We start from the raw sequence: 17,880 nt of genomic DNA, 5'->3' as shown, positions 1-17,880 counted from the left end.
CGGACGCGCTTCACCGGCGCCCGCCGCCCGTCTTCCCCCTCCGTCCCCCGTCCTCCCCCGTCCCCCGTCCCCTCTGTCTCCCCGGCCTCCCGTCAGCGCCGGAACGGCAGTCGGTACGAGTCCACGTAGCCGGGGGCCGGGGTGCCGACGCCCGTGACGGGGTCGTAGCCGGGCACCGCGGCCAGGGAGCTGTCCTTGCCGAGGCTGCGGACCGAGGTGACCAGGCCCTCGGACGCGTCCGTGCCGTTCGCGAAGTCGTTGCGGGCGACGGCCAGGTCGCGGCCCGCGCCCAGCGGGTGGTCCGTCACGTCGTGCAGCAGCGGGGAGCCGTAACGGGCGTAGATGCTCGGGTTCGCGAAGCCGATCGGGAGGTGGCGGGCCTGCTGGGCCAGGGCCTGGAGGCCCGCGACGACCGGGGCGGCCAGCGAGGTGCCGCCGATGCGGTACTCGTCGTACCCGACCGACCCGTCCGGCCAGGTCTGCGTCTGCCCGACGAGGAAGCCGGTGTTCGGGTCGCCGACGGCCGCGATGTCCGGGACCGTGCGCATGGGGGCCGGGCCGGTCGCCTTGGCGAGCGCGTCGGGCACGACGCCACGCTGGTACGCGGGCTGCCGGACGGTGGCGCTGGTGCCGCCGCCCGCTCCGCTGGTGTACGCGCCGGGGAAGCCCGTCCAGCCGGTGCCGTCCGCCGCGAGCGGCGCCTTGAGGGTGCCCCAGCCGGTCTCGAAGCCGTAGCGGTCGCCCTTGCCGACGGCGAGCGAGGTGCCGCCGACGGCGGTCACCCAGGCCGAGTTGGCGGGGGTGTCGACCTGCTTCGTGCCGGTGTTGGCGACCTCGTCGCCGTTGTCGCCGGAGGAGAAGTAGAAGCCGATGCCCTCGACCGCACCGAGCTTGAACGTGTGGTCGTACGCGGCGGCGATCTCCGGGGTCTCGTTGGCCTCGATGTCGCCCCAGGAGTTGGAGACGATGTCGGCCAGCCGCTTGTCGACGATCTTGTTGAGGGCGTCGAGGAGATCGGGGTCGTTGCAGGAGGCGCCCGCGACGTAGACGACGTTCGCGTCCGGGGCGACCGCGTGCACCGCCTCGACGTCGAGGGTCTCCTCCCCGTACCAGCCGGAGGCGTCGCAGTCCTCGGTGTGGGTGTACTCGGCCGGGGTGACCTGCCGGAGCTGGCCAGGGCGGTAGCCCTTGTCGCCGTTGCGGCCGGCGTACGTCCGGGCGTCGGCGGCGATGGTGGGGCTCGCGTACGCGTCGGTGATGGCGACGGTGACACCGCGGCCGGTGTAGCCGCCGGCGCCGTACGCGGCACGCAGCTGGCGGCCGGTGTAACCCTTGATCGCGTACGGGACCTTCCCGCCGTACGCGTCCGGGAGGGCGCTCGCGGTGTTCGAGCCGTAGTACGTGGAGAAGGGGCCCGCGTTGCGGAAGCCGGCGCCCGGGCCGGGCAGGGTGTCCTGGTGGGTGGCCCGGTGCGGGGCGGTGTCCAGGCCGGTCACGGTCAGCACCGCGTCCGCGAGGGCGCCCGGCGCGGAGGGGGCGGTGGCGGGGGCACGGTACGTCGCGGCGCCCTTGCGGTAGTCGTGCAGCTGGGTCGCGAACGCCCGCTGGGCGGCGGCCACATCGCCCGAGACCGCGAGGTAGTGGTCGTCGGCGTGGGTGACGGTGAGCCCGGCGTCCGTGAGCCAGCGGGTGACGGCCCGGACCTGCGCCGGGGTGGCACCGAAGCGCTCGCGCACCTGAGCGGGCGTCAGATAAGCCCCGTAGCGAGGCGACTTCGGGTCGGAGACCGCGGCGGCGTACGCGGTGAGGCCCTGCGGATCGCGGCCGGCCAGGTAGACGCGGGCGTCGACCCGGGCGGTCTGGGCGGTGCCGCCCTTGTCGGCGGAGGGCGTGGCCCAGGCGGGCTTGGCGCCCGCCAGGGCGACCCGGCCGCCGGGTACCGGAGCCGCGGCGTCCGCGGCCGGTATCCCGAGGGCGAGCGCCCCGGCGAGCAGCGGCAGGACCGCGGCGATGCCCATCGATGTGCGCCGTACCGTACGGCTGCTTCCCATGTCGTCCCCTGTGGTGAGGCGTTCGCGGGCCGCGGGCGGAGCGCGCGGCGGGTACGGCGCCACTCTTGTCAGGATCAGTTCACGTGGGGGGAAGGGAGTGATCAAAAGAGACCAAAGAGCTTTCAATGAAACGGAATTGCTCGGCCACTCACCCGTCTGCCCACTCTTCTGCCCACCCGGCTGCCCACCCTTCTGCCCACCCGGCCGCTCTCGCCTACCCCCGCCCGCCCCCTACCCCGCCGCCAGCGCCAGCGTCGGGGACAGGCGGGACGCCCGGACCGCCGGGTAGAGGCCCGCGACCGTGCCGATCGCGAGCGTCGCCGCGAAACCGCCCGCGGCGGACCAGGGCGGGACGACCCAGGGCAGTCCGCCCGCGGTGGCGTACGCGGCGACGGCGGCGGCGCCGAGGGCGACCCCGGCCAGTCCGCCGAGGCCCGAGAGCATCAGGGACTCGGTGACGAACTGGATCCGGATCTGGCCCCGGGTCGCGCCCAAGGAGCGTCGCAGCCCGATCTCGTGGCGGCGTTCGAGCACCGAGATGATCATGGTGTTGGCGACGCCGACGCCGCCCACGAGCAGCGCGATGCCGCCCAGACCGAGCAGCAGCGTGGAGAAGGCGCCCTCCGTGGCGGCCTTCGCCTTGAGCGCCGAGGACGGATCGCTCACCGACACGTTCTGCGGGTTGCCCGGGTCGATCGTCGGCGCGAGCAGCCGCTGGACCTCCCGCACCGAGGCGTCCGTGGACCGCTCGTACACCGTCGTCGGATGCCCGTCGAAGCCGAGCAGCCGCTGGGCGGCGTCCCAGCCGACCAGGGCCGAGCGCTCGATCTCCGGGGCGAGCGGCAGCGGGTCGAGGATGCCGACGACGGTGAAGTACCGGTCGTCGATCCAGACCTGCCGGCCGGGCCGGTCGATGCCGAGGCGCTCGGCGGCGACATGGCCGAGGACGACGGCCGGGTAGCGCCCGTTCGCGGCGTTGAGCCAGGTCCCGGAGCCCGTCGTGCCCCGCAGCACGTCGAGCAGGCCTTCGGTGGCGGCCTTGACCGCGATGCCGCCGGTCTCCGCCGCCGGGATCTTCTCGGAGCGGCGCACCGAGCGCGTGAGGTCGCCGGTCGCGCCCGCCTTCTCCACGCCCTCGATGCGGGACACGGTGCCGACCGCGTCCTTGGGCAGTTTGACCTCCTGTCCGCTGAACATCCCCTCGCCCGCCTTGGCGACCAGCATGTTCGTGCCCAGCGCGTCGAGCTGACGCAGGAGCTGCGCCTGGCTGGAGGCCGAGATGCCCACGACGGCGATCATGGTCGCGATGCCGATGGCGATGCCGAGCGCGGACAGCACCACGCGTACGGGGCGGCTGCGCAGCCCGGCCGAGCCGACGTGCAGGACGTCGCGCGGGCCGAGCCGGGCCGCCTTCAGAGCGGTGCGGCGGGCCGAACGGGGGCCGGCCGGGGGCGGGGGCGGCGTGCGGCTCATCGGGCCATGACCTTTCCGCGCGCGGTGTCCGCGACGACACGGCCGTCGCGGATCCGTACCTGACGCGGCAGCCGGGCCGCGATCTCTGTGTCGTGCGTGATGACGGCGATGGTGGCGCCCTCCGCGTTCAGGGTGTGCAGCAGGTCCATCACCGCTTCGCCGGAGGCGGAGTCGAGCGCCCCGGTCGGCTCGTCGGCCAGCAGCAGGGCCGGTTCGCCTACGACGGCGCGGGCGATGGCCACGCGCTGCTTCTGCCCGCCGGACAGCTCGTGCGGGCGGTGCCTGAGCCGGTCGGCGAGGCCCACGCGGGCCAACGCGTCCGCGGCCATCCGGCGGCGGCGGGCGCGGGGCAGCCCGGAGTAGAGCAGCCCTTCGGCCACGTTCTCCAGCGCGGCGACGCCGGGTACCAGGTGGAACGCCTGGAAGACGAAGCCTATGTGCCGGGCCCGGAGCGCCGACAGCCTCCGGTCGGTCAGCGCGGCGACCTCGTGCCCGGCGATCGCCACGGTCCCGGCGGTCGGCCGGTCGAGGGTCCCGACGATGTGCAGGAGCGTCGACTTGCCGGAGCCCGAGGGGCCGACGATGCCGAGGAGTTCCCCCTCGTCCACCCCGAGGTCGATCCCGTCGAGGGCCCGCACCCCGCCCGCGTACTCCTTCACCACGTCCTTGAGCTCGACGACGCGACGGGGGCGGGGACCACTCATGCCTTCCGGGTCCATGCCATCCGGATCTATGCCTTGCGGGCTCATGCCTTGCGGGCTCATGCCTTGCGGACTCATGCCCTCTGGGCTCATGCCTTGCGGGCTCATGCCTTCCTCGCTCATCCCTTGGGCACCCCGACCTTCATCCCTTCCCGCAGCCCCTCGCCCGTGACCTCCACCCGGCCCTGGCCGAACATGCCGAGCTCGACCCGGACGTCGCGGCTGCGGTCGCCTTCCACGACCTGGACGCCGAAGCCGCCGTCGGGCAGGGCGAGCAGCGCGTTGACGGGGACGGAGAGGACGTTCTGGCGGGTGCGGCCGGTGAGCTCGACCGTGACGGGCGACTGGTCGACGCCCTTGACCGCGGCCGGTTCGTCGAAGGAGACGGTGATCTCGATCTTCGGGGTCTTGTCCTGCGGGTCCTGCCCGGGGGACGCGGTCCTGCCCACCGCCGAGACCTTGCCCGGCTGTTCGGTGCCGTCCGGGAGGCGCACCGTGACGCGGGTGCCGGTCTTGGCCGAGTCGGCCTCGGCGACGGGGATCTCGAAGCGGACGACCCGCTCCGAGCCGGTGACCGTGAGCACCGGGGCGCCAGGGGTGATCCGGTCCCCGGGAGCGAGCCCGCCGTCCCCGGAGCCGCCGCCTCCGCCGCTGCCACCGGAACCGCCCGAGCCGCCGCCCGCGCCCTTGACCCGTACCGCGCTGCCCGCGAAGGCGATCCGGTCCGGTCCGACGGTGCCGGTCTCCTTCAGGCCGTGGGACTTCTGCCAGCGTTTGACGGCGGCGGCGGTCTTGGCGGTGAACTCCTCGTCGACGTCGAAGCCGGTGTAGCCGAGCGCGGCCAGGTTCTCCTCCAGCTGCCGTACGTCCTTGCCCTTGTCGCCGGTCTTGAGGGTCCGGTACATGGGCTCGGCCCCGTACATCAGGCGGACCGCCTCGCCGTCCACCTCGTAGAGGCGCCCGTCGCGCTCGACGACGGAACCGGTCGGCGCGAGCCAGGTGAGGGTGCCGCCCGCGCCGCCCGCGCCACCCGCACCGCCCGCGTTGATCCGCCGCTCGCCGAGGTGGCCGAGGGTGCCGTCCTTCTGGGAGCTGTCGCTGAGGTCGCCCCGGGTGACGGGGGCGGTGCCGGGCGGCAGGCCCCTGGAGTCGGCGGCGCCGGCCCGTGGATCGGCGTCGCCGCGGTCCGCGGTCAGCGCGGTGGCGGCGGCTCCCGCTCCGGCGACGGCCACGATCGTCGCGAGGGCGACGAGCAGCCGGCGCCGGCCGAGCGGGCGCTCGCCCTCGCGGCTCGGGGTCCGGTCCCCGCCCTGCTCGCCGGGATCGCCGTGCCCGCCTTGCCCAGTGCGCTCGCCGTGCTCGCTCATCGGGCCGCGCCCTCGCAGGCCTTGGCGGCCTTCTCGAACTTCTGCTTCTCCGCGCCCTGCGGCACCGGCATGGCCGCCTGGGCGCCGCCGTCGAACTTCGGGTCCGGCATGTTGAAGCCGTTCTCCCGCATACAGCGCGCGTAGGCGAGGGCCTTGTCCTTGTCGGCCTGGGTCGGCTCCTTGCCGAATCCGGCGCCGCCCGCCTTGTCCTTGCAGGCCTTGAATGCCTTCTCCATCTTCTCCTTCGACATGCCGTCGCCGCCGATGGTGAGGCCGACCCCGTTCTCGCCAGGCTTGGGCTCGGGCACGTCGAGGCCCTGTTCACGGAGGCACTTGCGGTGCTCGAAGGCCTGGTCCGCCTTCTTGCCCTCGTCGCTGACCGCGCCGCCGCCGGTGTCGTTCTTTCCGCTCGGAGCGGAACCCGAGCAAGCCGCCGTGAGCAGGGCGAAGGCGGCGGCCAGGGAACCGGCCGCGGCCACTCGGGTCATCCGTCGCGTCGTGCTCGTCGCACGCTTCGTGCTCGCCGAACGCGTCGTGATCTTCGTCATCGTCGTCATGCCGGTGAGACTGCCGCGTGGGGGTGTTTCGCTTCTCTCAGCGGTTTCGTTTACACCGGCGAAAGGTCGCCTTCGGATACACAGGGGACATGCGTGTACTGCTGGTGGAGGACGAGGCCTTCCTCGCCGAGATGATCGCCGAGGGGCTGCGCCGCGACGCGCTCGCCGTGGACGTCGCGGCCGACGGCCTCGAAGCGCTGCGGAAGCTCCAGCTCGGGGAGTACGACGTCCTGGTCCTGGACCGGGACCTGCCGGGGCTGCACGGGGACGACGTGTGCCGCCGCGTGGTCGAGCAGCGCCTGATGACCCGGGTGCTGATGCTCACCGCGTCCGGCACGGTACGGGACCGGGTCGAGGGCCTGGGGCTCGGCGCCGACGACTACCTGACCAAGCCGTTCGCGTACGACGAGCTGCTGGCCCGGGTGCTGGCCCTGGGCCGGCGCGCCCGGCCCGCGCTGCCGCCGGTCCTCGAACGGAGCGGGATCGTCCTCGACACCGCCCGCCGGCAGGCCAGCCGGGACGGCCGGCACCTGCACCTGTCGCGCAAGGAGTTCGGCGTCCTGGAGTCGCTGCTGCGGGCGGAGGGCGCGGTGGTGAGCGGCGAGGACCTGATCGAGCAGGTCTGGGAGGAGCACACCAGCTACCGGACCAACGCCGTACGGGTGACCCTGAGCAAGCTGCGGGCCAAGCTCGGCGAGCCGCCGGTGGTGGAGACGGTGCCCGGCGCCGGCTACCGGATCGCCTCATGAGGCGCCCGCTGTCGAGGCGTATTCCGCTCGGAGGGGAACGAACCCGGCTCACCGCCCTGTACGCGGGGCTGCTCGTCCTCGCGGGCGCGGTGCTGACCGGAGTCGTGTACGTGCTCGTGCAGGAGGGCCTGTACTCCTCGATCAGCATGGCCGTCACCACCGCCGTACCGGCCCAGCGGCTGGAGCACCTGCCGGACTCCTGGCAGAGCGCGCTGCCCGTCACCCCGCTGCCGAGCGCGGCCCTGGCGAGCCCGCTGCCGAGCTCGGGCCCGGTCCCGGGGCAGAGCCTGGCGATCACCCGGACGGTGAGCGACGCGGCCGAGTCCGCGGCCCTGGACCGGCTGCTCACGGTCTCGGTGTCGGTCCTCGCCTGCTACGCGGTCCTGTCGGTCGCGGTGGCCTGGTGGGCGGCCGGACGGGTGCTGCGGCCGATCGCCGTCATCACCGACACGGCCCGCCGCCTGTCGGGCGCCAACCTCCACGAGCGGATCGCGCTCGACGCGCCGCCCGGGGAGCTGAAGCGGCTGGCCGACACCTTCGACGGGATGCTGGGGCGGATGGAGCAGCTCGTGTCGGCGCAGCAGCGGTTCGCCGCGAACGCGGCCCACGAGCTGCGCACCCCGCTCGCCGTGCAGCGTGCGGCGGCGGAGATCGGTCTGGCCGGGGATCCCTCGCCGGAGCGGGTGGCGCGGATCCGCGGCAAGCTCGTCGAGGTCGCCGACGACAGCGAGCGGATCATCGAGGGGCTGCTGCTGCTCGCCGCCTCGGAGGAGGGGCTGCGCGAGCGGCGGCGGGTCGCGGTGGACGAGGTCGCGCGGGAGACGGCCGCGGCCCTCGCGGGCGAGGCGGCCGAGCGGGGCGTGGAGCTCGTCGTACGGCCCGGTCCGCTGGCCGTGGAGGGCGATCCGGTGCTGCTGGAGCGCCTGGTGCACAACCTGGTCGCGAACGGCGTCCGGCACAACGTCCCCGAGGACGGCCGGGTGGAGGTCCGTACCGGTCCGGACGGTGTCACGGTCACGAACACGGGCCCCGTCGTACCTCCCGAGACCGTCCCCCTCCTGTTCGAGCCCTTCCGCCGCTCGACGGCCCGCACCCACGCCCCGGGCGAGGGCGCCGGCCTGGGCCTGTCGATCGTCGACGCGATCGCCCGCGCCCACGGGGCGAGGACGACGGCGACGGCGAACCCCCGAGGCGGCGGCCTGACGGTCCGCGTACGGTTCCCCGGCCGAGGGTGACGGGTCCGGGCCGCGGAGGGGGTGGAGGACCCCCCGCGCCCCCTTCTCCACCCGGACCTCCACCCGTGGGTGCAGGTGTCCTGAGGGCGTTTTCCCGATGCTGAAGCCATGACTCTCACCGACTGGCTCGTGGACATCGCACTCATCCTCGTCGTCTTCCGGCAGCTGCGGGAAGGACGGCTGGGGCCCAAGTCCTATCTGATCCCGCTCGGGATCGTGTCGTTCTTCGCCCTCCAGTACCTGGACGGCATCCCCACCAGCGGGAACGACCTGGTGCTCATCGGCACCACCGTCGCCATCGGCACCACCCTCGGTGTCGCCGGTGGCGTGTACACGCGGATCCGGGTGCTCGACGGCGAGCTGCTGATCAAGGCCGGGGCCGTCTCGGCGGTGCTGTGGGTGCTCGGCATGGGCGCGCGGCTGGCGTTCCAGCTGTGGGTCGACCACGGCGGCGCGGCGGATGTCGGCCGGTTCAGCGTCGAGCACCAGATCACCGGCGCCCAGGTGTGGGTGACCGCGCTGCTGCTGATGGCCGTCGCCGAGGTCGTCTCGCGGCTCGGCACGATCTACCTGCGGAGCCGTACGGTGACCCGGGCGACGCGGCCCGTGGCGGCGAGCCCGTCCCTCACCGGCCGGCTGCGCTGATCATGACGTATCGTCGCCGCATGCCACCGAGCGACGCGAGCTCTCCCGGCCTCGGCCCGGAGCCCGGAACCGGGCTCCTGGACCGGGGCCGGTTCTCCGCGTGGGGCTGGGCGGCGGTGCTGTTCGCCGCCCAGGCCCTCACCCTGCGGCCGATGGGCCTCAGCGGGCGCGGGCTGGCGGTCACGCTGCTCTTCGGCGTCAACTTCGGCTTCTTCGCCCTGCGGCTCGTACCCGGCCGGCCGCTCCCCGAGCGCGTGCTGCTGCCCGCGATGACGGCGGCGGTCCTCGCGGCGGCGGCGCTGGCGGCCGTCGCGGACACCGGGACTTCGGTGATCTTCGCGTACTTCCTCGCCGCCTATCTGGGCCACCGGCTGAGCACCCGGCCCGCCACGGTCCTCGCCGTGCTGCTGAGTCTGCTGTGCGGCGCGGCGCTGGCGTTCCGGGCCGACCCCGGCGACCGGGTGCTGCTGATGATGACGGGGCTGTCGACCGGCGCGCTGGTCCTGGCCGGGATGTCGGCGCGGAGCCGGGCGCGGGCCGTGGAGGCCGCGATCGAGGCGTCCGCCTCGGCCGAGCGGGCGGCCCGCGCGGAGGCCAGGACCCTGGTGCTGACCGAGCGCGCCAAGGTCGCCCGGGACGTCCACGACGTCCTGGCGCACTCGCTGGCCGGGATCAACATGCAGCTGGAGCTCGCGGACGCGCTGCTGGAGGTCGGCGAGGCGGAGAAGGCCCGGGAGGCGACCGGTCGGGCGCAGAGCCTGGTCCGGGAGAGTCTGAAGCAGGCCCAGTGGACGGTTCGCGCGCTGCGCGAGGAGGCTCTTCCGCTTCTGGAGAGCCTCGCCGCCATGCTCGAATCGTCCGGTCACCACGACGCCCTCACGGTGACCGGTACCGTGCGCGAGCTGCCGACGCGGACCGCGCAGGACCTCCTGCGGATCGCGCAGGAGGCGTTGACCAACGCCACGCGTCACGCGCCCGGGGGCGCGGTGCGGGTGACCATGGGGTACGAGGAGAAGGCGGCCGTCTTGAGCATCGTGAACGGGCCGGGGACCCTGCCCGTCTCCCCGGGGACGGGGAGCGGGATGGGGCTGATCGGGATCCGCGAGCGCGTGGCCCTGCTGAACGGGACGGTCACCGCCGGTCCCGTGACGGACGGGCGTGGCGGCTGGAAGGTCGACGTGGTGATTCCGGCATGAGCGAGCCCACGAACGACGCCCCGGCCTCCCCGCCCTCGCCATCCGGCCCGTCCGCCCCTGCCTCCCCGGCCTCCCCTTCCGGTCACATCAGGGTCGTCATCGCCGACGACCAGGCCGCCGTGCGCGAGCCGCTCGCGATGGTGCTCGCGCTCGCCGGGGACATCGGCGTGGTCGCGACCGCCGCCAACGGTCGCGAGGTCCTGGACGTCGTCGCCGCCGAGCCCGTCGACGTGGTGCTGATGGACCTGCGGATGCCCGTGATGGACGGCACGGAGGCGACCCGCCTGCTGAGCGAGGCCCATCCAGAGGTGGCCGTGGTGGTGCTGACGACCTTCGCCGACGACGACTCGATCATGGCGGCGCTGTCGGCGGGCGCCCGCGGCTATCTGACGAAGAACGCGGGCCGCGAGGACATCGCCCGCGCGATCCGCGCCGCCGCGGCCGGGCAGTCCGTCATGGACCAGGAGGTACGGGACCGGCTGCTGGCCGCCGTGATGGGGGCGCCCCGCGCGGAGGCACGGCCGGCGGCGGGCTCCGCCCCCGGTGAGGAGCTGCCCGAGGACCTGACGCCTCGGGAGCGCGAGGTGCTGGGGCTGATCGGGCAGGGGCTTCCGAACCGGGCGATCGCCGAACGGCTGTTCATCAGCGAGGCCACGGTCAAGACGCACATCAACAACCTCTTCGCCAAGGCCCGGATCCGGGACCGGGCCGATGCCGTACGGCGGGCCATCGCCGCAGGTCTGGCCTGAGCTGGGGGCCTGAACGGAGGCCAGAGCGGGGCCTGAGCGGGGGCCTGAGCCGCGCCTCAGCTCGTCCGGGCGGCGCGGCGCAGCAGGGCGCGCGCCGGGTCCTGGGCGGGGCGGTGCGGCGGGGCCGGCTGGTCCTGCGGGGCGCGGCGGACGAAGAGGGTGACGGAGACGCCCTCGGTGAAGCCCTTGCGGCGCATCATCGCGGCGGAGGCCTGGTTGCCGCTTTCCACGTCGGTGATGATCCGCGAGGCACCCGCCGCGAAGAGCGCGTCGCAGCAGTGGTCGACGAGCGCGCCGGCGACGCCGCGGCCCCGGGCCCGCTCCTCCAGGGCGATCCATTCGAGGTAGCCCCAGTCCTCGCGTTCGTCGTACGAGAGGGAGCCGAGGACGAAGCCGACCAGGCCCTCCTCGTCCAGGGCGACCCAGCAGGCGTCGGGCTGGGCGTCCCAGTGCGCGGCCACGGAGGACAGCGACCAGGAGGTGTACGGCATCGACTTGACGTCGAAGGCCCGGTGGCCGAGGTCGAGCACGGCGTGCAGGTGGACGAGCTCCAGCGGGACGATCTCGACTGTGCTTTCGTTCATGCGGGCGATCATGCCAGTGATCGTACCGATGGTCGTGACATAGCGTTATTCCGCCCCTTCCAGGCGAATTGTCCGGCCCTCTTCCTCAAGATCGCCCTGTGGTAATTTGCCCGAGCCAGTCGCACCTCTGTACGCATCCAGCAGCCAGCCGATCCGTACGGGGTCAGGGAATCCGGTGGGAGTCCGGAACTGACGCGCAGCGGTGAGGGTGGCGGGCGGAGCATCGGCCACTGGGTCCCGAGGGGCCCGGGAAGGCGTTCCGTCCGGGTGACCCCGAGTCCGAAGACCTGCTGGCGGCCCCGGCGGCGTACGGCCGTGTCCGGGGAGCTCCGTACGACAGGCTCCGCGTTCGAGCCGTGACGCCAGAGGACCCCCACGTGCCCCTCCCCCGCATTCTCCGCGCTTCCCGATCCGTCGCGCTGCTCGCCGCCGGCGCCCTCACCGGCGCCGCGCTCCTCACCGGCTGCGGTCCCGGCGGTGCGAGTGGTCCCGGCGGTCCCGGCGCCGCGTCCGGGGCGAAGGCCGCCGACGCCGGGCGTGCCGTCGTGCCCGACAACTGCGGCCTGCGCGTCGAGGTCGAGCGCCCGCCCCGCCGTGCCGTCGCCCTCGACCAGGGCTCGGCAGAGATCCTGCTCTCGCTCGGTCTCGCCGACCGCATGGTAGGCACCGCCACCTGGACGGACCCGGTCCTGAAGGGCCTGGAGCGGGAGAACGCGAAGGTGCCCCGACTGGCGGACCGCTACCCGTCGTTCGAGAAGGTCCTGGCCGCCGAGCCCGACTTCGTCAGCGCCTCCTTCCTCTACACCCTCGGCAAGGGCGGGGTGGCGCCCCGGGAGCGCTTCGCCGCGCTCGGCGTGCCGACGTACCTCTCCCCCACCGACTGCGTGGACAAGGACAACAGCGGCGACGGCGACGGGATACGGACCCGGCCGCTGACCATGGACACGGTCTACGGCGAGATCCGCGACCTGGCCCGGGTGTTCGGGGTCCCGGAGCGCGGCGAGAAGCTGGTGGGCGAGCTCCGCGCCCGGGTCGCGAAGGCCACCGCGGGGCCGGGCTTCGGCGACGCCTCGGTGCTCTACTGGTTCTCCGACGCGCAGGGGCCGTACATGGCCGGGTGCTGCGGCGCGCCGGGCATCGTCAGCGGGACCCTCGGCGTCCGGAACGTCTTCGACGACACCAAGGAGGAGTGGCCGCAGATCAACTGGGAGACCGTCGCCGAACGCGACCCCGACGTCCTGGTGATCGCCGATCTGACCCGCCGGGCGCAGTCGGCCGAGAGCGCCGCGAAGAAGATCGAGTTCCTGGAGTCCCATCCGGTCACGCGGAACATGACGGCGGTGCGGAAGAAGCGGTACGTGGTCCTCAGCGGGCAGGCGATGAACCCGACGATCCGCACCGTCGAGGGCATCGAGAAGCTCGCCGCCGCCTTGCGCGCGTACGGGCTCGCCCAGTGAACCGGCCCGGCCGGCCGGCCCTCACGGTGCCCGCGGTCACGGCCGCCGGCGGCGTGCTGCTGCTCGTGTCCCTCGCGCTCGCCGTGACGATCGGTCCGGCCGACATACGGGTCTCGGACACCTGGTCCGTGCTCGTCTCGCACCTCGGGGGCGGCGCCGGCGGCGTGAGCGCGATCCGGGACGGCATCGTCTGGGACCTGCGGCTGCCCCGTACGCTCCTGGCCGCCGTGTGCGGGGCGGGGCTCGCGGTCTGCGGCGCGGTGCTGCAGTCGCTGCTGCGCAATCCGCTGGCCGACCCGTTCGTGCTCGGCGTCTCCTCCGGCGCGTCGGCGGGCGCGGTCGCGGTCGTCGTCCTCGGGGTGGGCAGCGGGCTGCTGTCCGTGGCCGGGGGCGCGTTCCTGGGCGCGCTCTGCTCGTTCGCTCTGGTCCTGGTGCTGAGCCACACGCTGGGCGGCTCGACGGACCGGGTGGTCCTGTCGGGGGTCGCGGCGATGCAGCTGTTCTCGGCGCTGACCTCGTTCGTCGTGATGACCGCCGCCGACGCGGAGACGACCCGGGGCGTGCTGTTCTGGCTGCTGGGCTCGCTCTCCGGCGCCGGCTGGGCGGACGTGGGGGTGTGCGCGGCGGTCCTGGCCGTGGTGCTCACGGTGTGCGGCGGGTACGCCCGGACGCTGGACGCCTTCGCGTTCGGCGAGGAGGCGGCGGCGACGCTCGGCGTCTCTGTGGCGCGGACGCGGCTGGTGCTGCTGTCGGCCACGGCGCTGCTGACGGCCGTCCTGGTCTCGTCGGCGGGCGCGATCGGCTTCGTCGGCCTGGTCCTGCCGCACGCCGTGCGGGCCCTCGCCGGCCCCGGGCACGCGCGGCTGCTGCCGCTGAGCGCGCTGGCCGGGGCGGTGTTCCTGGTGTGGGCCGACACCCTGGCGCGCACGGTCCTCGACCCGCAGGAGGTGCCGGTCGGGGTGGTCACCTCGCTCATCGGCGTCCCCGCGTTCGTCCTCGTCCTCTACCGCTCCAGGAGCGCGCGATGAACGGCGTCCCCGCCCGGGGCACGGGCCTGCGGGCCGAGGGGGTGTCGCGCACGGCGGGCGGCGCCCTGGTGCTCGACGGCGTGACGCTCGCGCCGCGTCCGGGCGTCCTCACGGGGCTGATCGGGCCGAACGGCTCGGGGAAGTCGACCCTGCTGCGGGTCCTGGCCGGGGTGCTGGGTCCGGAGGCCGGGGTGGTGACCCTGGATGGCGAGCCGCTGGGCGCGGTGCCGCGCCGGGCGCTGGCCCGCCGGGTCGCCGTGGTCGAGCAGCACGCCGCCACGCAGGTGGACCTGACGGTGGCCGACGCCGTGCGCCTGGGGCGCCTCCCGCACCGCCGGGCCTGGGCCCCGTCGACGGCCGAGGACGAGGCGGCCGTCCGCTCCGCGCTCGCCCGCACCGGGCTGGCCGACCGCGCCCACCGGACCTGGCGGACGCTGTCCGGCGGTGAGCGGCAGCGCGTCCAGATCGCCCGCGCGCTGGCGCAGGAGCCGCGCGAACTGCTGCTGGACGAGCCGACGAACCACCTCGACATCCAGCACCAGCTCGACCTCCTGGCGCTCGTCGCGGACCTGCGGCTCACCTGTGTGATGGCCCTGCACGACCTGAACCTCGCGGCGATGTACTGCGACCACCTGGTGGTGCTGCGCGAGGGGCGGGTGGTGGTCGCGGGACCGGCGGCGGAGGTCCTGACCGAGGGCCTGATCGCGGAGGTCTACGGCGTCCGCGCCGCCGTCACCCGCCCGAGCCCGGAGGGCCGCCCGTACATCCGCTTCCTCGGCAGGAGGGGCGGACACGGCTGACGGCTGACGTCAGAGGGCCGACGTCCGACGGCGCATCCGGCACCTGCGGCGCGTGTGGCACATGCGGCGTGTGCCGGCGCCGCCGAAAGGGGGCCGCCCCGACGCGTACGGCGTCGGGGCGGCCCCTCGTTCCTGTCCCGCTCCCCCGTCAGGGGCGCCGGAACCGCAGCGTGCGCAGCTCGAAGGGGCGCAGCGTCACGGGCAGTTCGCCGGCCGCCGGGCGCGGGACCGCGCCCTCCAGCGGGCGTTCGAGGAGGTCGGTCTCGACGACGTCCGCCGCCTCGAAGCCGGCCGTCAGCGTCGTGGCCGCCCGGCCGCCGCGGGCCTCGTGGAAGCGCACCACGACGTCGCCGCTGCCGTCGTCGGCCAGCTTGACCGCCGTCACGACGACCGCGTCGTCGGCCACGGTCACCAGCGGGGCCACCTCGCCGGCGCCGGTGAGGCCGCGCGCCGGGAGGTTGATGCGGTAGCCCTCGCGCACCGCGTCCTCGATCGTCGCGCCCGGCACCAGCGCGTGCCGGAAGCGGTGGACGCCCTGGTCGGTCTCCGGGTCGGGGAAGCGGGGCGCCCGCAGCAGCGAGGCGCGCAGGGTGGTCGTCGTGCCGCCGTCGCCGCCGTCCGCCGCCGCGCGGACCTGGCGGGTCACGTCGTGGCCGTACGTGGAGTCGGTGACGAGGGCGACGCCCCAGCCGGGCTCCTCCATGTGCACGAAGCGGTGGTTGCAGGCCTCGAACTTGGCGGCCTCCCACGAGGTGTTGGTGTGGGTGGCGCGGTAGAAGTGCCCGAACTGGGTCTCCGAGGCGTACCGCTCGGCGTGCACGTCCAGCGGGAAGGCCAGCTTGAGGAACTTCTCCGTCTCGTGCCAGTCCACCTCGGTGAAGATGTCGAGCCGCTGGGCGCCGGGGCGCAGCGAGAGCACCTGCACGACGGTCGAGTCGCCGAAGGAGCGGGAGATCCGCAGCGCGGCCGTGCCGTCCTTGCCGGCCTCGGCGTCCGGGCCGACCTCGTCGGCGTCGGTCAGGTCGGTGACGGTGTTGCGGTAGAAGGCGTCGACGTCCCAGGCGTCCCACATGTTGGGGAAGTCGGGGTGGATCTGGAGGAGGTTGGCGGCGGCGCCGGACGGCACGGTCTCCCGGCCGGCCGTGAGGTCGTACGCCGAGACGACGAGGCCCCGGGCGTCGACGGTGATCCGCAGCAGCCCGTTGTCGAGGACGTACGTGCCGTCGCCGGACTCGGTGAGGCGGGCTTCGTCGGCGGGGGCGGCGGGGACCGCCGCGCCGCCGGCGGGGACGCCGTCCCAGGCGTGCGGGTTCGCGTTGAAGAGCAGCGGTGTGCCGCCTTCCCCGGCGAGGGCTCGCTGGGCCGTCTCGATGAGGGCGGTGAGCTCGCCGGCGATCCGCCGGTAGGTGGCCTCGGCCTCGCGGTGCACCCAGGCGATGGAGGAGCCGGGCAGGATGTCGTGGAACTGGTGCAGCAGCACCGTCTTCCAGATCCGGTCCAGCTCCTCGTACGGGTACGGGGCCCCGGCCCGGACCGAGGCCGTGGCGGCCCACAGCTCGGCCTCCCGCAGCAGGTGCTCGCTGCGCCGGTTGCCCTGCTTGGTGCCGGCCTGGCTGGTGAGGGTCGCGCGGTGCAGCTCCAGGTAGAGCTCGCCGACCCACACCGGCGGGTCCGGGTACTCGGCCTCGGCCTTCTCGAAGAACTCGGTGGGGGTCTCCCAGGCGACCCGGGGCGAGCCCTCCAGGTCGCGCAGGCGGGCGGCCTTGGCGACCATCTCGCGGGTGGTGCCGCCACCGCCGTCGCCCCAGCCGGTCGGGGCGAGGGAGTGCCGGGCGACGCCCTTGTCCTTGAAGTTCTTGGCCGCGTGCGCGATCTCGCTGCCCTTCATCGCGCAGTTGTACGTGTCGACGGGCGGGAAGTGGGTGAAGATCCGGGTGCCGTCGATGCCCTCCCACTGGAAGGTGTGGTGCGGGAACTTGTTCACCTGCGACCACGAGATCTTCTGCGTCAGCAGCCACTTGGCGCCGGCGGCCTTGATGATCTGCGGGAGGCCGGCGGCGAAGCCGAAGGTGTCCGGCAGCCAGGCCTCGTCGTTCTCCACGCCGAACTCGTCCATGAAGAAGCGCTTGCCGTGGACGAACTGCCGGGCCATCGCCTCGGAGCCGGGCATGTTGGTGTCGGCCTCGACCCACATGCCGCCGGTGGGCACGAAGCGGCCCTCCTCGACCGCGGCGACGACCTTGGCCCAGACCTCGGGCCGGTGCTCCTTGATCCACGCCCACTGCTGCGCCTGCGACATGGCGAAGACGAAGTCCGGCTGCTCCTCCAGGAGCGCCGTCATGTTGGAGGTGGTGCGGGCGACCTTGCGGACGGTCTCGCGCAACGGCCACAGCCACGCCGAGTCGATGTGCGCGTGGCCGACGGCCGAGACGCGGTGGGCGGACGGCTCCGCCGGGGAGGCCAGCACCTCTTCGAGGCGCTCGCGGGCCGCGCCCGCCGTGCCGCCGACGTCCTGGAGGTCGACGGCGTCCAGGGCCCGGTCGACCGCCCGGACGATCTCGTAGCGGCGGGTGGAGTCCACGGGGAGCTCGGCCATGAGCTCGCCGAGCACCTCCAGGTCCATGACGAGCTGCCAGACGGTCTCGTCGAAGACGGCGAGGTCCATGCGGGCGATCCGGTACAGGGGATCGGTGTGGGAGGTCTCGATGTCGCCGAGCTGCGTGGGCAGGAAGGGGTGGTAGTCGAGCAGGACGGGGTTGGAGGCGGCCTCGACGCGGTACTCGACGCGCTCGCCGCCGGCGGCGGGGGCGGCGACGCGGACCCACTGGTTGCGGGGGTTGAGGCCCTTCACGGGGGTGCCGTCGGGGTTGTAGACGAGGCCCTCGCACTGGAAGCCGGTCATGTTCTCGTCGAAGCCGATGTCCATGATCGCCTCGACGGTCCGGCCGGCCCACTCGGCCGGGACGGTGCCGGTGACGGTGAACCAGCTGGTCCCCCACGGCTTGCCCCACGGGTCGCCCGCCGCGATGGGCCGAGGCTCGGCGGCCAGGCCCTCGGCGACGGGGACGGGCTCGCCGGGGGCCTCCCAGACGCCTATCTCCATGGGCACCGATACGGGGTGGACGGCGGGCCGGATGCGCTCGTCCAGGACGCGCTTGAGGCGGGCCTCGACGAGTCCGCGGTCGTCGTGCATGAGGGTCTCCTTCAAAACGGGTGGTGCGGGAGGGGCGGTGGGTGCGAGGGAGGTACGGGTGCGGGGCCGGTGGGCCGCCGGGCGGTGCCCGGGGG

The 17,880-nt window shown here is 74.0% G+C and carries 15 protein-coding genes and 1 riboswitch; of the genes, 8 read left to right on the top strand and 7 right to left on the bottom strand.

Translation table 11 applies throughout. The features are described from left to right. Positions 1–92: 92 nt before the first annotated feature. The 5 genes from ACZ6J5_RS09265 to ACZ6J5_RS09245 all read right to left on the bottom strand — a co-directional run bounded on the left by ACZ6J5_RS09265 (position 93) and on the right by ACZ6J5_RS09245 (position 6,080). Positions 93–2,018: a S53 family peptidase gene (locus ACZ6J5_RS09265; RefSeq protein WP_469389347.1), complete on the bottom strand. Its 1,926-nt coding sequence runs from the start codon at positions 2,016–2,018 to the stop codon at positions 93–95. 264 nt (positions 2,019–2,282) lie between these two features. Further along, positions 2,283–3,524 (bottom strand): ABC transporter permease, encoded by a 1,242-nt coding sequence (locus ACZ6J5_RS09260; RefSeq protein ID WP_469389345.1) that lies wholly within the window; start codon positions 3,522–3,524, stop codon positions 2,283–2,285. Further along, positions 3,521–4,228 carry an ABC transporter ATP-binding protein gene (locus ACZ6J5_RS09255; protein ID WP_469389343.1) on the bottom strand — a complete coding sequence of 236 codons (708 nt, stop codon included), beginning with the start codon at positions 4,226–4,228 and terminating at the stop codon, positions 3,521–3,523. Before ACZ6J5_RS09255 ends, ACZ6J5_RS09260 begins: the two co-directional genes overlap by 4 nt. Before the next feature lie 116 nt (positions 4,229–4,344). Beyond that, positions 4,345–5,592, bottom strand: coding sequence for a peptidoglycan-binding protein (locus ACZ6J5_RS09250; protein ID WP_469389341.1), 1,248 nt, complete (start codon positions 5,590–5,592; stop codon positions 4,345–4,347). Further along, entirely contained in the window at positions 5,589–6,080 is a 492-nt protein-coding gene (locus ACZ6J5_RS09245; RefSeq protein ID WP_469389339.1) for a hypothetical protein, read from the bottom strand. The genes ACZ6J5_RS09250 and ACZ6J5_RS09245 overlap by 4 nt, the downstream gene beginning before the upstream one ends. Positions 6,081–6,238: 158 nt before the next feature. Here ACZ6J5_RS09245 and ACZ6J5_RS09240 point away from each other — a divergent pair, with 158 nt between their 5' ends. From ACZ6J5_RS09240 to ACZ6J5_RS09220, 5 genes are all read left to right on the top strand, one after another. Continuing rightward, a complete protein-coding gene (locus ACZ6J5_RS09240; protein WP_469389337.1) occupies positions 6,239–6,898 on the top strand; it encodes a response regulator transcription factor in 660 nt (219 codons plus the stop codon). Then, positions 6,895–8,133, top strand: a complete 1,239-nt coding sequence (locus ACZ6J5_RS09235; protein WP_469389336.1) for an ATP-binding protein — start codon at positions 6,895–6,897, stop codon at positions 8,131–8,133. Before ACZ6J5_RS09240 ends, ACZ6J5_RS09235 begins: the two co-directional genes overlap by 4 nt. 108 nt (positions 8,134–8,241) lie before the next feature. Continuing rightward, on the top strand, positions 8,242–8,778 hold the full coding sequence (locus ACZ6J5_RS09230) for a hypothetical protein (protein ID WP_469389334.1): 537 nt from the start codon (positions 8,242–8,244) through the stop codon (positions 8,776–8,778). A gap of 20 nt (positions 8,779–8,798) precedes the next feature. Further along, positions 8,799–9,974, top strand: coding sequence for a sensor histidine kinase (locus ACZ6J5_RS09225; RefSeq protein ID WP_469389332.1), 1,176 nt, complete (start codon positions 8,799–8,801; stop codon positions 9,972–9,974). Next, positions 9,971–10,723: a response regulator gene (locus tag ACZ6J5_RS09220; RefSeq protein ID WP_469389330.1), complete on the top strand. Its 753-nt coding sequence runs from the start codon at positions 9,971–9,973 to the stop codon at positions 10,721–10,723. The genes ACZ6J5_RS09225 and ACZ6J5_RS09220 overlap by 4 nt, the downstream gene beginning before the upstream one ends. A gap of 56 nt (positions 10,724–10,779) precedes the next feature. On the opposite strand, the gene ACZ6J5_RS09215 is transcribed toward ACZ6J5_RS09220, so the two are convergent. Continuing rightward, entirely contained in the window at positions 10,780–11,307 is a 528-nt protein-coding gene (locus ACZ6J5_RS09215; protein WP_469389328.1) for a GNAT family N-acetyltransferase, read from the bottom strand. Positions 11,308–11,435: 128 nt separating this feature from the next. Beyond that, a riboswitch (cobalamin riboswitch) is annotated at positions 11,436–11,616 on the top strand. Positions 11,617–11,684: 68 nt separating this feature from the next. Here ACZ6J5_RS09215 and ACZ6J5_RS09210 point away from each other — a divergent pair. From ACZ6J5_RS09210 to ACZ6J5_RS09200, 3 genes are read left to right on the top strand one after another with little or no spacing between them, the layout of a single operon-like run. Next, a complete protein-coding gene (locus ACZ6J5_RS09210) occupies positions 11,685–12,764 on the top strand; it encodes an ABC transporter substrate-binding protein (RefSeq protein ID WP_469389326.1) in 1,080 nt (359 codons plus the stop codon). After that, positions 12,761–13,792, top strand: a complete 1,032-nt coding sequence (locus ACZ6J5_RS09205) for a FecCD family ABC transporter permease (protein WP_469389324.1) — start codon at positions 12,761–12,763, stop codon at positions 13,790–13,792. The genes ACZ6J5_RS09210 and ACZ6J5_RS09205 overlap by 4 nt, the downstream gene beginning before the upstream one ends. Continuing rightward, positions 13,789–14,592: an ABC transporter ATP-binding protein gene (locus ACZ6J5_RS09200; RefSeq protein ID WP_469389322.1), complete on the top strand. Its 804-nt coding sequence runs from the start codon at positions 13,789–13,791 to the stop codon at positions 14,590–14,592. Before ACZ6J5_RS09205 ends, ACZ6J5_RS09200 begins: the two co-directional genes overlap by 4 nt. A 148-nt stretch (positions 14,593–14,740) precedes the next feature. Here the strand turns inward: ACZ6J5_RS09200 and ACZ6J5_RS09195 are convergent, their stop codons facing one another. Continuing rightward, entirely contained in the window at positions 14,741–17,785 is a 3,045-nt protein-coding gene (locus tag ACZ6J5_RS09195) for an alpha-mannosidase (RefSeq protein WP_469389320.1), read from the bottom strand. Positions 17,786–17,880 lie beyond the last annotated feature (95 nt).

The organism is Streptomyces sp. NPDC042100, assembly GCF_055582325.1.
The sequence above is the reverse complement of the archived record's forward strand: the minus strand, read 5'-3'. Positions and strand labels throughout refer to the sequence as shown.